A 13,680-nucleotide genomic window follows, 5' to 3' on the forward strand; every position below is an offset into this window, starting at 1 on the left:
AAAAAGATGGATTATCGACGTCTTGGCGCCTCGGGCCTGAAGGTCCCGGCGCTCTCGTTCGGCGCTGGAACCTTCGGCGGTTCGGGGCCGCTGTTCGGCGCCTGGGGCAACAGCGATGCGACGGAAGCGCGGCGGCTGGTCGACATCTGCCTGGAGGCCGGCGTCAATCTGTTCGACACCGCCGACGTCTACTCGAACGGCGCCTCCGAGGAAGTGCTCGGCGCGGCCGTCAAGGGCCGCCGCGATGCCGTGCTGATTTCGACCAAGACCTCGCTGCCGATGGGCGACGGGCCCAATGATGCCGGCTCCTCCCGTTCGCGCCTCATCAAGGCGGTCGAGGACGCGCTCAAGCGTCTCGGCACCGATTACATCGACCTGCTGCAGCTGCACGCTTTCGACGCCGCAACGCCGATCGAGGAGGTGCTGTCGACGCTGGACAGTCTCGTGCGTGCCGGCAAGCTGCGCTATGTCGGCGTCTCCAACTTTTCCGGCTGGCAAGTGATGAAATCGCTCGGGCTGGCGGACAAGCACGGCTACCCGCGCTACGTCGCCCATCAGGTCTACTATTCGCTGGTCGGGCGCGACTATGAATGGGAGTTGATGCCGCTCGGCCTCGACCAGGGCGTTGGCGCGCTGGTGTGGAGCCCGCTCGGCTGGGGCCGCCTGACCGGCAAGATCCGCCGCGGCGAGCCACTGCCGGAAAAAAGCCGGCTGCACGACACCGCAAGCTTCGGGCCGCCGGTCGAAGACGAGCTGCTCTACAGGGTTGTCGATGCGCTCGAAGCCGTGGCCAGCGAAACCGGCAAGACCGTGCCGCAGATCGCCATCAACTGGTTGCTGCAGCGGCCGACCGTCGCCTCTGTCATTATCGGCGCGCGCAACGAGGAACAGCTGCGCCAGAATCTTGGTGCCGTCGGTTGGTCATTGACATCCGACCAAATCAAGACGCTCGACGCGGCAAGTGCGGTGACCGCAGCCTATCCGTATTTTCCGTATCGCCGGCAGGAGGGTTTTGCCCGGCTGAGCCCACCTGCGGTCTAATGCGCGCGGGCCCTCTGTCCTGCCGGACACCGCAAAGCGCCGACCTCAGCACCCAATACGATTGTAAGCTGACATCCTGCGCCGTTGCCCTAATGCAGCACGAACTCGCCATCGAGCTTCCGCCACTCATTGGGCGCGATCAGCTTCTGGTGCGTATAGCTCACCGAATGCAGCGGACCATCGAGCTTGGTCTGCCAGAATTCGATGAACCGGATCAGCACCGGAAATTTCGGAGCGATGTCGTAGTCCTGCCAGATGAAGCTCTGCAGCAGATGCGGGTGATCGGGAAAATGATAAAGGATCTTGGCCGTGGTCAAGCCGTAGCCCTTGAGCATCAGGTCCATTTCGGAATGGTCGCGCATCGCGGTCCCCTGGTTGATTCTCCTTTCCTCCCAATTTGAAATTGTGCGCGCTATTTGCTTAATCGTCTATTGATATTTCGTAGTTAAAGGCCGGATTTACGACACAAAAACATGCAGTTAGCAGCGATCGTGGTCGAGTGCTGATAGTGGCGAAAACGACCTCTGCGGCATCCCGCCGCGCGAATCCAACGTCTAATGTTGCCGTCACCGCGGAACTGTTAATAATGCGCGCGAATTCGCGGCCGCTTCGCCGCGATGCCGCTCGGCGAGCAAGCCGGGCGGCCTGGTTTCGGGAGGAAGGCAAAGATATGTCCGAGGTTCATGTCCATCGCGTCCAGCCGGCGTGGAAGAAGAATGCGCTGATCGATAATGACACCTACCTGAAATGGTACGCCGACAGCGTGAAGAACCCGGACAAGTTCTGGGGCAAACACGGCAAGCGCATCGACTGGTTCAAGCCCTACAGCAAGGTCAAGAACACCTCCTTCGACGGCAAGGTCTCGATCAAATGGTTCGAGGACGGCGAGACCAATGTTTCGTGGAACTGCATCGACCGGCATCTGAAGAAGCGCGGAGACCAGACCGCCATCATCTGGGAAGGCGACAATCCCTACGACGACAGGAAGATCACCTATAACGAGCTCCACGCGCATGTCTGCCGGCTCGCCAATGTGATGAAGAAGCACGGCGTCAGGAAAGGCGACCGCGTCACCATCTACATGCCGATGATCCCGGAAGCCGCCTATGCGATGCTTGCCTGCACGCGCATCGGCGCCATCCATTCGGTGGTCTTTGGCGGCTTTTCGCCGGACGCGCTGGCCGGCCGCATCGTCGACTGCGAATCGACTTTCGTCATCACCGCCGATGAAGGCCTGCGCGGCGGCAAGTCCATTCCCTTGAAGGAGAACACGGACAAGGCGATCGACATCGCCGCGAAGAACTTCGTGATGGTCAACAAGGTCGTGGTCGTGCGCCGCACCGGCGCCAAGGTTGGTTGGGCTCCGGGGCGCGACGTCTCGTACCATGACGAGATCGCGACAGTTGAGGCGGAATGCAAGCCGGAGAAGATGAAGGCAGAGGACCCGCTGTTCATCCTTTACACATCGGGCTCGACGGGCAAGCCGAAGGGCGTGCTGCACACCACCGCCGGCTATCTCGTCTATGTCTCGATGACCCACCAATATGTCTTCGACTACCACGACGGCGACATCTACTGGTGCACCGCCGATGTCGGCTGGGTCACCGGCCACAGCTATATCGTCTACGGGCCGCTCGCCAACGGCGCCACCACGCTGATGTTCGAAGGCGTGCCGAACTATCCGTCGCAATCCCGCTTCTGGGAGGTCATCGACAAGCACAAGGTCAACATCTTCTACACCGCGCCGACGGCTTTGCGCGCGCTGATGGGTGGCGGCGACGCCCATGTCACCAAAACCTCGCGCAAATCGCTGCGCGTGCTCGGCACGGTCGGCGAGCCGATCAACCCGGAAGCCTGGGAGTGGTATTTCGATGTCGTCGGCAACGGCAAGGTGCCGATTGTCGACACCTGGTGGCAGACCGAGACCGGCGGCATCCTGATCACGCCGCTGCCCGGCGCCACCCCGCTCAAGGCAGGTTCCGCGACGCAGCCGTTCTTCGGCGTCAAGCCGCAACTGGTCGACGGCGATGGCAAGGTGCTGGAAGGCGTTGCCAGCGGCAATCTCTGCATCGCCGATTCGTGGCCGGGCCAGATGCGTACCGTCTATGGCGATCACGAGCGCTTCGTGCAGACCTATTTTTCGACTTACAAGGGCAAGTATTTTACCGGCGACGGCTGCCGCCGCGACGCCGACGGCTACTACTGGATCACCGGCCGCGTCGACGACGTCATCAACGTCTCCGGCCACCGCATGGGCACGGCCGAGGTCGAATCCGCGCTGGTTTCGCACGAGAAAGTCTCCGAAGCCGCCGTCGTCGGCTACCCCCACGACATCAAGGGCCAGGGCATCTACTGCTACGTCACATTGATGGCTGGCGAGAAGCCGAACGAGGAGTTGCGCAAGGAACTTGTCGCCCACGTCCGCAAGGACATCGGCGCCATCGCCACGCCCGACAAGATTCAGTTCGCTCCGGGCCTGCCGAAAACCCGCTCGGGCAAGATTATGCGTCGCATCCTGCGCAAGATCGCCGAGGACGATTTTGCCGCGCTCGGCGATACCTCGACGCTGGCCGACCCGGCGGTCGTCGACGACCTCATCGCCAACCGGCAGAACAAGCGGGCATAAGAAACATCCGGTCGACGTTCGGCGGAAACCCGATCGGATGAGATCGCTCGCTCCCGCTCTACCGATAAAGGTCCGCCCGCGTCGGCGGCAGTCCGCTCGGGCCCCGCGCGCGCTTGGTGACGACGGTCTGGAAAATCTGCGCCGAGGCGCGTTCGAAAGTGATCGAACAGCCGGTGAGATAAAGCAGCCAGAGGCGCGCCTTGGCTTCGCCGACCTCGGCGATCGCTTCATCGAAGCGTGCGTGGAGGCGCTCGGCCCACAGACGGCAGGTGCGGGCGTAGTGCTCGCGCAAATTCTCGACATCGTAGACAAGAAAGCCGTGCGCTTCGAGATTGCCGAGCGTCATGCCGATCGTGTCGAGTTCGCCGCCGGGAAAGATGTATTTGATCAGCGCTTTGAATTCCGGGCCCTTGCGCAAGGTCTTCTTGATGCTGCCCTTGTCGCGCCGGGTGATGGCGTGATGCAGATAGATGCCGCCCGGCTTGAGCAGGCGACGAATGGTCGAGAAATAGGCGGCGTGGTTGGCCAGCCCCAGATGCTCGAACATCCCGATCGACGAGATCTTGTCGAAGGAGCCGGACAGCTCGGCATAGGACTTTATCTCGATGGTGATGCGATCCTCCAGTCCCTCAGCACGGATGCGCTCGCGGGCGAGCTGGGTCTGGGCTTCCGACAGCGAGACGCCATGGCCGACGACGCCGTAATTTTTCGCGGCATGGATGAGCATGGCTCCCCAGCCGCAGCCGATGTCGAGCAGCCTTTCGCCGGGCTTCAGCCGCAGCTTGCGGCAGATATGATCGAGCTTGTCCTTCTGCGCCTGGTCGATGCCATTGGCGAAATCGGTGAAATAGCCGCAGCTATAGACCATGCGTTCGTCGAGGAAGAGCCGGTAGAAGGCGTTCGAAATGTCGTAGTGGTGCTGGATTGCCTGCCTGTTCGACCCGCTGACGAAGGGGTTGCGCCCGGAAAGGTCGGTCCGCGCCGTCATCTGTTTTCGCGAAAACAGCACGGCTGGCAGGTCGCGCAGGACCGCGAGCTTGGGCAACGACTTGAGCTTCGCCCTGAGCTTGCCCTGCGCAGGCAGAGCGTAGAAATCGAACAGCGACCCGTCTTCCACGTCGATGGTCTTGGAAATCCACATTTCGATCAGCGTCGAGAGGTTGGGCCGCCGCATCACCTGCCAGACGATGTCCTGGTCGTTGATGGTGACCACGGGGCCGGTGGCGGGGCCGATCCGCTCGCCGTTCCACAGCTTGACCGCGAAGCCCGGCTTCAACGTCTCGATAACCGTTCGAACGATCCGTGCGGCTCTCTCGGCTGCCTCCATCCGCGTTCCTCCTGCTCAGCCCCTGGCGGTCCGGCAGCGACATTGCCTGTCCGATCGGATAGCCGCAAGCAGTTAGCGCCAAACGCGCACCGCATTTTCACGATGGCGCCTTGCCATTTGCAGATCGACACCCCATCATGAGGGCGTGTTCAACAAATCGAAAGGAGGTGATCCGATGTCGAGTGATTTCGTTTTCCAGAACGTGGCCTCAGCGGATTGCACTTTCGGGAAGCAGTCTTCCCGTTAAGGCGCGAGATGCGCGGCTGGCGACGCCTGGAGCGCCGCGCGTCCTTTGGATGCGCAAAGGACGCACCAGCACTTTAAGTCACGTCGCTGCCATGAGCCGCGCCATGGACGGAAACACGGAAGGCCGCCGGCTTCGAAAGAAGCGGCGGCCTTTTCCTTGTCCGGATCCTGCCTAGTCAATGCCCTCTATTTGGTCAATGCCAGGCTTTCGATGTTGCGCGCAATGTCCTGGAAAGCCTGGTTGAGCTCCGTCCCGTTCGCGGCCTGATAGAAGTGCTTGATCTTGCCGGTATCCGGGCTCGCGCAATTCTGCAGTGTCGCCTGGGCATTCTCCTCGTTGAGATCGAAACCGATGGTGAAGATTTCGATGCCCTTGTCGCGCATGGCGGTACAGAGCGTCTTGGCTGCCGTGCGGGTCGGTTCCTTGCCGGCATCATTGTAGACCTCACCGACAGTACTGGCATCGAAATAGGACAGGTTGAACTCGCCGTCGGTCATCAGGATCGCGATTTTGGCGACCTTTTTCGGATCCGCCTTGGCCGGCCGCTGCGACGCGTTCATCACACTGCCCCAGTTTTCCGAAAGCATGTACCAGGTCCACTGCACGCCGATATGGCCCGCGGTGCCGCCCGATGCGACAAAGTTCTTGATGACGTTCTTGAGCGCCACGGCGTCCGCCGTCAGCGGCTTCAACGCGGCGACCGGGCAGGCAGCCGTGCCGGTCGGCCAGGCGAAGAACGACAACAGGTAATCGCGATTGATCATGCTGATGTCGGGACCTACATCCGAATATTGATAGGTGCCCTTGCGCTCAGTGGCGCAATTGTCCGGACGCGTTAAGCCGGAGACATACTGTATAGCGCCATTGCCGGGCGCCTGTTTGCGCTGGCTGGTCGAGGCTTCGACGTAGACGCTGCTGCCGGCAAGCGCGCCGGCATTCACCGAATTGGCGTAGGGCACGATGGAGACTCGCACTCGGGGGCTGGCGGGGTCCTGACCGCCCAGAAAGCTGTCGACCGCGTTCGCTGCGGCCGTCCTCAGGTCGATTATTTTCTGGCCGGCCATTGAACCTGTGACGTCGAGCATCATCGCCACTTCGATCGTCTTGTCCGAATAGACTGCCGTCGTCGATGCGGCAATGCGCTTCATGTCGCCCATGCCGAAGATTGGAAAATAGAGGCCAAGATCGACATGGATCTCCGCCTGAACCGTCTTGGCGATTTTGTCGATGGTCAATTTGTCGAGGACGATCCGATCAGCCTGCAGCATGCCCGCTCGGCTGTTGGCATCGAGAAACGCCTGCACCGACTTGTTGGCGTCGGCCTCGTTGATGACGCCGGTGGTCAGGTCGCGTGCCGTCGAGGTCACCGCCGCATCGACCACGCCCTGTAAGCTCGATTTGGTGTTGTAGAGCTGCGAAACATTGACGGCAAAGCCGACGCCAAGCGCCAGCACCGACGCGACCATGCCGAACAGAACCGCCAAATTTCCGCTTCGATCTCGGGCAAAGCCGCCGATCGCGTGAACAAGACCCCCAAAACGCCGCATGCTTTCGCCTCCATTCGCCACGACCTCGAAGCCGTGTGAAGGCCGCATTGCAGGATTCCGGCCGGACGGCGTCGTCAACGCAGCAAAAGCCAGCGGCTCATCGTCAAGCCATTGTTTTTACTTTGTTTCGAAATGCGGCAATGTAAACAACTGGTAAACGACAAGCCGCTGCGGCAGTTTCGTTTACCAAGCGCTTACCATGATCCCGACGTCTGCCGTGGAGCACAACAGCCCGATCCCGATCCGGCACAGAGGGTCTGTGCCGAAGCGGATCAGGCGCATCATATCCGTAGGACAGCCCGATGATCGTAACAGCCGGACGCGCTGGACGCGCTGCGCCGCTATGTCAGCATCTGCGCGCTGGCCGTCCTGTCGACCCCGCGATGAGGCGGGTTGAACAGATTGCTTTCCTGCTCGTAGGTCCAGACCTTGAACAGGCTGAGCCGGTGCGGGCCGAAACTGTGCAGCAGCGGCACGTCGGTCGCGTCGCGGCCGCGCGCGATGACGACGCGGCCGATCCTCGGCATGTTGTGGCGGGGGTCGAACGTGTACCACTTGCCGTCGAGGAACACTTCCAGCCACGCCGAAAAATCCATCGGTGCCGGGTCGACCGGCACGCCGATGTCGCCGAGATAACCGTTCACGTAGCGGGCTGGGATGTTCATGCAGCGGCAGAGCGTGATCGCCAGATGAGCGAAGTCGCGGCAGACGCCGACGCGCTCCTCATGCGCCTGCGCCGCCGTGCGGGTCGGGCGCGCATAGCCGTAGCCGAACGACAGACGGTTGTGGACATAGTCGACGATCGCCTGCACCCGGGCCCAGCCGGATGGAACAGGCCCGAAAACCTGCCAGGCCAGATCGCTGAGATGATCGGTTTCGCAATAGCGACTGCCGAGCAGATAACACAGCACCTCGTCGGGCAACTCCGCCACCGGCACTTCCCTGGCCAGCGTGTTGACCTCGTCGGTCTCGCCGCTGTCCTCGACGACGGCGTCGTAAAGAATGCGAAAGCCTCCGCCAGGCGCGGTGAAGCGGCGGCAGGTGTTGCCATAAAGATCGTGATAGAGCCTGGTTGGGACGGAAGGCGAGGTCAGCACGCGCGTTTGCCGCTTGATGTCGGCCTGGCGCTGCTTGTGGATCTCGAGCAGCGAAATCACCGGAGTGGATTCAGCACAGTCGATGGCGATTTCGTAGCCGAGCCGAATCAGCATTGCGGTTCCCCTCTTGTGAGTGTCGTGGAAGACGATTGGATTAACGCGAGATGGCCGGCCGTGGTTCCCTGGTCTGTCGAAAAAGGCGATCTCGTGCCTTCCCATGCCGCCGGTGCGACGTTACGGTCGATCGACAGGCTTTGGTTCCTTCCGAAACAACTTGGGATAGCAGATGTTCGCAGGCAGAAAATTCGCAGCCTTGCTGTTCGATATGGACGGCACGGTGGTCAATTCGATTGCCGCGGCAGAAAGGGTCTGGGCAGACTGGGCACGCCGGCAAGATCTCGACGTTGCCGCATTCCTGCCAACGATCCACGGCGTGCGGGCGATCGAGACCATCGCTCGGCTGGCGCTTCCAGGCGTTGACCCGATGCGTGAAGCCGATGCGCTTCTGCAGGCCGAGGTGGCCGATATCGACGGCATCCTTCCAATCGCCGGCGCCGCGGCGTTTCTGGCGTCGCTGCCACCCGAGCGCTGGGCAATCGTCACTTCGGCGCCGCGCGAGTTGGCTCTGCTGCGCATCGCGGCCGCCGGCATCCCGCTTCCCGCCACTCTTGTCGCGGCCGAGGACGTTTCCCGCGGCAAGCCGGCGCCGGATTGCTTCCGGCTGGCGGCCGAGCGGCTGGGCGTCGACGCGCGCGACTGCCTCGTTTTCGAAGATGCGCCCGCCGGGATAGCGGCGGCCGAGGCCGCGGGAGCCACCGTCGTGGTGATCAGCGCCACGCACCAGCATCCGTTGCAAACGCGGCATGCTGCGATCGCCGGTTATGAGGGGATCGGCGTCACCGTCGACGACCGCGGCTGGATTGTCCTCGGCGCGGAGCGCGCTGCGGCTTAGGGTATGTTGAGATTCAGGTCAGGCCGAGCCGGAGTCGAAGACGGGCGCGAAGCGACCAGACTAGGTGGGTTCCGAGAACCGGAACGGAGCGGACTTTCAGGTCCGTGAGAAGCGCAGGAATCGGCTGTTCGCAGGCCGGCATCACCTGAATATCGACATACCCTTAGAAATCGCTGGCCCTTAGAAATCGCTGGCCCTTAGAAATCGCTGGTCAGGCCCTTCACTTCCCAATCGCCATAGCGGCCGGGTTCCCTGCCGCCACGGCCGCCGAGTTCCCGGGGCATCGCGGCTTCCTGCTGGCGATAGTGTTCGCGCCGTGCTTCCGCTTCCGCCAAAGCGCGGCGGGCTGCCGGTGTCAGCGTCCTTTGCGGCACGTCGTGACCGGGGCCGGCGTCTGCATTGCTGGTTTCGCCTGATATATTGGCTTCGTCGATCATGCGATATTCCCGGCGATTGAAACCGGCCCCAATTGAAACAGGGCCACACGTTTCCCATCATATAGCGATGAGCCGACAAGGATCGACCCTTTTTCCGAAAGGCCGGCAGAAACGGAGCAGACAATGAACACACTTCGCACCGCCATGCTTTTGGCAGCGATGACCGCGCTGTTCATGGGCGTCGGCTATCTGATCGGCGGATCGGGCGGCATGGTGATCGCCTTGCTGATTGCCGCCGCGATGAACCTGTTCAGCTATTGGAACGCCGACAAGATGGTGCTGTCGATGAATCGCGCCGTCGAGGTCGACGAAAGGAACGCCCCGGAATATTACGCCATCGTGCAGAGCCTCGCCAGACAGGCCGGCCTGCCGATGCCGAAAACCTATCTGATCGACAACCCGCAGCCCAACGCTTTCGCCACCGGCCGCAACCCGCAGAATGCCGCGGTCGCCGCCACCACCGGACTGTTGCAGCAACTATCGCACGAGGAAGTCGCGGCGGTGATGGCGCACGAGCTCGCCCATGTGCAGCACCGCGACACGCTGACCATGACGATCGTCGCCACGCTTGCCGGCGCGATCTCGATGCTCGGCAATTTCGCCTTCTTTTTCGGCGGCAACCGCGACAACAACAATTCCCTTGGCATTATCGGTGTGCTGGTGGCGATGATCGTGGCGCCCTTTGCCGCGATGATCGTGCAGATGGCGGTCAGCCGCACCCGCGAATACGAGGCCGACCGGCGCGGCGCCGAGATCTGTGGACAGCCGCTCTGGCTTGCCTCGGCCCTTGACAAGATCGCTCGCGGCGCCGAACGCATCCGCAACCCGGATGCCGAGCGCAATCCGGCAACTGCCCACCTCTTCATCATCAATCCTCTTTCCGGCGAGCGCATGGACAGCCTGTTTTCGACCCACCCGAGCACCGACAACCGCATTGCCGCCCTGCAGGCGATGGCGCAGGACATGGCCGGTGGCGCATCCGCCTCCGCGCGGCCGCAAACGCCGATGTCGCGGCAGGCAGACGAACAGCGGCCTTCGGGCCCGTGGGAGAGAGCTGAGCAGCCGGCTGAACCGGCCAGGCCGAAGTCCAATCCCTGGGGCCGCAATCCGACCGGACCCAAGGGTCCGTGGTCGTGAGCGAAGCGAAACGCCGGCACCGAATTTCAGGCGATCATGAAAACAATGCAGCGAGCCCCGGCGAATCTGTTGCCGGCCTGGCCGCGCGCAAGGCCGCGGCACGATTGCTGGCCGCCGTCATCGATGCGAGGACGCCGCTGGACGGGCTGACCGACCACGAGAACGGCCATCCGCAATACAAGGCGCTCGATTTGCGCGACCGGGCGCTGGTGCGCGCTATACTGGTCACTGCGCTGCGCTTCCGCATGACCATATCAGGGTTGCTGGCCCGCCGCCTGGAAAAGCCGCTGCCACCCAACGCCACCGCGCTTTCGCATATTCTGCATGTAGCAGCGGCGCAGATCCTGTTCCTCGATATTCCCGACAGCGCCGCAGTCGACCTTGCCGTGACCCACGCCAAGTCCGATCCGCGCACGGTGCGCTTCTCCGGTCTCGTCAATGGCGTGCTGCGCACGCTGGCGCGATCCAAGCAGGCCGAACTCGCTGCAGCGCTTGCCGCCACCGACGAAGCGCCGAAATGGTTTTCCGACCGGCTGAAAGCCGCCTATGGCACTGAGAAAGCCAGGCAAATCCTCGCCGCCCACAGATACGTGGCGCCGGTAGACTTCACGGTCAAGACCGATCCTGCACTGTGGGCCGAGCGGCTCGGCGGCATCGTGCTGCCGACCGGCACTGTGCGCGTGGAGAAACTCAGCGCCTCGGTCACTGAACTGCCCGGCTTTGAAGACGGCGCCTGGTGGGTCCAGGATGCCGCCGCCAGCCTTCCGGCCCGGCTTTTCGGCGACGTGAGGGGTTTGCGCGTCGCCGATCTCTGCGCCGCCCCCGGCGGCAAGACCGCTCAGCTCATTCTCGGCGGCGCCACGGTCACCGCGATCGATTCCTCGAAGAACCGGTTGGCGCGGCTCTCGCAAAATCTCGAACGGCTCGGTTTGTCCGCAGAGGTTGTCCAGGCCGATCTGCTCAAATACGAGCCGGAACAACTGTTCGACGCCGTCCTCCTCGACGCGCCCTGCTCCTCGACCGGCACGGTGCGGCGGCATCCCGACGTGCCGTGGACGAAGACGGCGGCCGACATCGAAAAACTCGCCGATCTGCAACGCAGGCTGCTCGCCCGCGCCGTCAGCCTGGTCAGGCCTGGCGGGCGCATCGTCTTTTCCAACTGCTCGCTAGACCCGCTCGAAGGCGAGGCGCTTCACCGCGCCTTCCTCGCCGGGACGGCTGACATTGTCGACGATCCGCTCCGCCCGGGCGAGATCGCCGGCATCGATCCGTTCCTGACGCCGCAGGGCACGCTGCGCACTACGCCCGCAGATCTGGAGCTCGGCTCACCGGAAAGGTCCGGCCTGGATGGCTTCTTCGCCGCCCGCATGCGCAGAACCGGCCAACGCTGAAAATTTGAAGACTGTTTTAGGAAGAATCCTGCGGAAAACAGGCTGAATTTCAAGGCCTCCGTGGAATTCACCTTCGCATAAGTTCTTGAATCACATAAGCTTGTCTTCGGATTGGGCGCTATGAGGAGGGCTTTTGGCGATCGCTGCCGGCAGCACGACGCGTCTATGGACGCTTGTCGCGAAGGAGTTCTGGCGCAAGACGCGCCGGCGCCTGCGTGGCGGGCCGATCCATCGCTGGCGCTACTCCGGCCGCACACCGGAACGCGTGTTGATCGCTCCGCCAGACCTGCGCCTGGCCGACCGACAGATTGCGCTCGAGATTTATTATGGCCGCTATCCGCTGTCGGGACATCTGGTAGAGACCGGCGGCAAGTCGCCCTTCCAGATTGCCGTGGCCAATCCCGGCTGGCAAATGGCCCTGCACGGCTTTCGCTGGCTGCGCCATATGCGCGCCGCCGGCACCGAGCTTGCCGCCGCCAATGCCCGCGCGCTGGTCTCCGACTGGATCACCATCCATGGCAGCAATATTTCCGGTGTCGCCTGGGAGCCCGGCACGACGGCCAAGCGCGTCATTGCCTGGCTGCAGCATTCCTCGGTGGTGCTGCAGGGTGCTGAATTTCCCTTCTACCGGGCCTTCCTGAAATCGCTGGCCATGCAGATCCGCTATCTCAGGGCGATGGCACGCGAGATGCCGGACGGCAAGGACAGGCTGCGCGCCCGCATCGCGCTTGCCTTTGCCGCTCTGTCGCTACCGGCGCCGGCATCGGCGCTGCGCGGCGCGACCCGCAACCTCGCCGAGGAACTCGACCGTCAGATTCTGCCGGATGGCGGCCATATTTCGCGCAATCCGATGGCCGTGCTTGAAATCCTCGCCGACCTTCTGCCGCTGCGCCAGACCTATGCCAATCAGGCCGAAACGCCGCCGGCGGCGCTGATGGGCGCCATCGATCGCATGCTGCCGGCGCTGCGTTTCTTTCGCCACCAGGACGGCAGCCTCGCCCGCTTCAACGGCATGGGCGCGACCATCCACAACCGCATCGCCACCATTCTGCGCCACGACGACACCGCCGGCGCGCCATTGCTGCACGCACCGCATTCGGGCTACGAGCGCCTCTCCATGGGCGGCGTCACCGTGATCGCCGACACCGGCCCGCCACCGCGCATCGATGTTTCCAACGCGGCGCACGCCGGATGCCTTTCCTTCGAGCTGTCTTCCGGCCGCCGCCACTATGTCGTCAACGCCGGCGTGGACACCTATGGCGCCGCCGAATTCCGGCCGCTTGCCCGCGCCACGGCCGCCCATTCGACAGCCACCATCAACGACACCTCGTCGGCGCGTTTCAGCCACTCGCTGCGCGTCAACGATCTGCTCGGCACGCCGTTGATCGGCGGCCCGCAGCATGTGCCTTGCAAGCGCACCGACCAGCAAGGCACACAGGGTTTTCTGGCTCGCCATGACGGCTATGTCGCGCGCTTCGGCTTGCTGCATGAGCGCGAACTGAAATTGTCGACGAACGGCAATGTGCTCGCCGGCAGGGATCGCCTTCTGCGGCCGGGCAATGCTGCGATCCGCAACAACGGCCGCGATTTCGTCACCGTGCGCTTCCACATCCATCCCGACATAGGCCTGCTCAAGGACGAGCACGACCGTCTGGTGCTGACCGCCGATGAAGCCGACACATGGGTGTTCACCTGCACCGAGGTGGCGCCCGAGGTCGAAGAATCCATTTATTTCGCCGGTCTTGGCGGCCCGCGCCGCAGCCGGCAGATCGTGCTGGCCTTCAAGGCGTCAGAGATTTCCGAAGTCCATTGGCAACTGACACGGACGGCCATCGCCGGTCATCCGGCAAAAAGCTGAGACTGCGGTTAGTCCCGCAG

The 13,680-nt window shown here is 62.9% G+C and carries 11 protein-coding genes; 6 read left to right on the forward strand and 5 right to left on the reverse strand.

Going from position 1 to position 13,680, the window contains the following annotated elements:
- Positions 1-6 precede the first annotated feature (6 nt).
- Positions 7-1,041, forward strand: a complete 1,035-nt coding sequence (locus tag AC0L2M_RS27420) for an aldo/keto reductase (protein ID WP_473536393.1) — start codon at positions 7-9, stop codon at positions 1,039-1,041.
- An 89-nt stretch (positions 1,042-1,130) separates the two neighbouring features.
- On the opposite strand, the gene AC0L2M_RS27425 is transcribed toward AC0L2M_RS27420, so the two are convergent.
- On the reverse strand, positions 1,131-1,403 hold the full coding sequence (locus AC0L2M_RS27425; protein WP_027154578.1) for an usg protein: 273 nt from the start codon (positions 1,401-1,403) through the stop codon (positions 1,131-1,133).
- A 308-nt stretch (positions 1,404-1,711) separates the two neighbouring features.
- Between AC0L2M_RS27425 and acs the strand changes: the two genes are divergently transcribed.
- Positions 1,712-3,667, forward strand: a complete 1,956-nt coding sequence (gene acs / locus AC0L2M_RS27430; protein WP_473536394.1) for an acetate--CoA ligase — start codon at positions 1,712-1,714, stop codon at positions 3,665-3,667.
- A gap of 58 nt (positions 3,668-3,725) precedes the next feature.
- On the opposite strand, the gene AC0L2M_RS27435 is transcribed toward acs, so the two are convergent.
- From AC0L2M_RS27435 to AC0L2M_RS27445, 3 genes are all read right to left on the reverse strand, one after another.
- Positions 3,726-4,994 carry an SAM-dependent methyltransferase gene (locus tag AC0L2M_RS27435; protein ID WP_023800100.1) on the reverse strand — a complete coding sequence of 423 codons (1,269 nt, stop codon included), beginning with the start codon at positions 4,992-4,994 and terminating at the stop codon, positions 3,726-3,728.
- Positions 4,995-5,426: 432 nt separating this feature from the next.
- Positions 5,427-6,788: a pilus assembly protein gene (locus AC0L2M_RS27440; RefSeq protein WP_128168594.1), complete on the reverse strand. Its 1,362-nt coding sequence runs from the start codon at positions 6,786-6,788 to the stop codon at positions 5,427-5,429.
- Positions 6,789-7,129: 341 nt separating this feature from the next.
- Positions 7,130-7,999: a transglutaminase-like domain-containing protein gene (locus tag AC0L2M_RS27445; protein WP_023800101.1), complete on the reverse strand. Its 870-nt coding sequence runs from the start codon at positions 7,997-7,999 to the stop codon at positions 7,130-7,132.
- Between the two features lie 172 nt (positions 8,000-8,171).
- Here AC0L2M_RS27445 and AC0L2M_RS27450 point away from each other — a divergent pair, with 172 nt between their 5' ends.
- On the forward strand, positions 8,172-8,837 hold the full coding sequence (locus AC0L2M_RS27450; RefSeq protein WP_287171786.1) for an HAD-IA family hydrolase: 666 nt from the start codon (positions 8,172-8,174) through the stop codon (positions 8,835-8,837).
- 197 nt (positions 8,838-9,034) lie between these two features.
- Here AC0L2M_RS27450 and AC0L2M_RS27455 read toward each other — a convergent pair whose 3' ends face one another.
- Positions 9,035-9,274, reverse strand: coding sequence for a DUF1674 domain-containing protein (locus tag AC0L2M_RS27455; RefSeq protein ID WP_287063409.1), 240 nt, complete (start codon positions 9,272-9,274; stop codon positions 9,035-9,037).
- Between the two features lie 123 nt (positions 9,275-9,397).
- Between AC0L2M_RS27455 and htpX the strand changes: the two genes are divergently transcribed.
- The 3 genes from htpX to AC0L2M_RS27470 all read left to right on the forward strand — a co-directional run bounded on the left by htpX (position 9,398) and on the right by AC0L2M_RS27470 (position 13,660).
- The gene (htpX, locus tag AC0L2M_RS27460) at positions 9,398-10,411 is read left to right on the forward strand and encodes a zinc metalloprotease HtpX (protein ID WP_473536395.1); all 1,014 of its coding nucleotides are present in this window, start codon (positions 9,398-9,400) and stop codon (positions 10,409-10,411) included.
- Positions 10,402-11,802: an RsmB/NOP family class I SAM-dependent RNA methyltransferase gene (locus AC0L2M_RS27465; protein ID WP_473536396.1), complete on the forward strand. Its 1,401-nt coding sequence runs from the start codon at positions 10,402-10,404 to the stop codon at positions 11,800-11,802. Before htpX ends, AC0L2M_RS27465 begins: the two co-directional genes overlap by 10 nt.
- Before the next feature lie 133 nt (positions 11,803-11,935).
- Positions 11,936-13,660, forward strand: a complete 1,725-nt coding sequence (locus AC0L2M_RS27470) for a heparinase II/III family protein (RefSeq protein ID WP_473536397.1) — start codon at positions 11,936-11,938, stop codon at positions 13,658-13,660.
- The last annotated feature ends 20 nt before the right edge of the window (positions 13,661-13,680 follow it).

The sequence above is a fragment of the Mesorhizobium sp. WSM4806 genome, assembly GCF_055811635.1.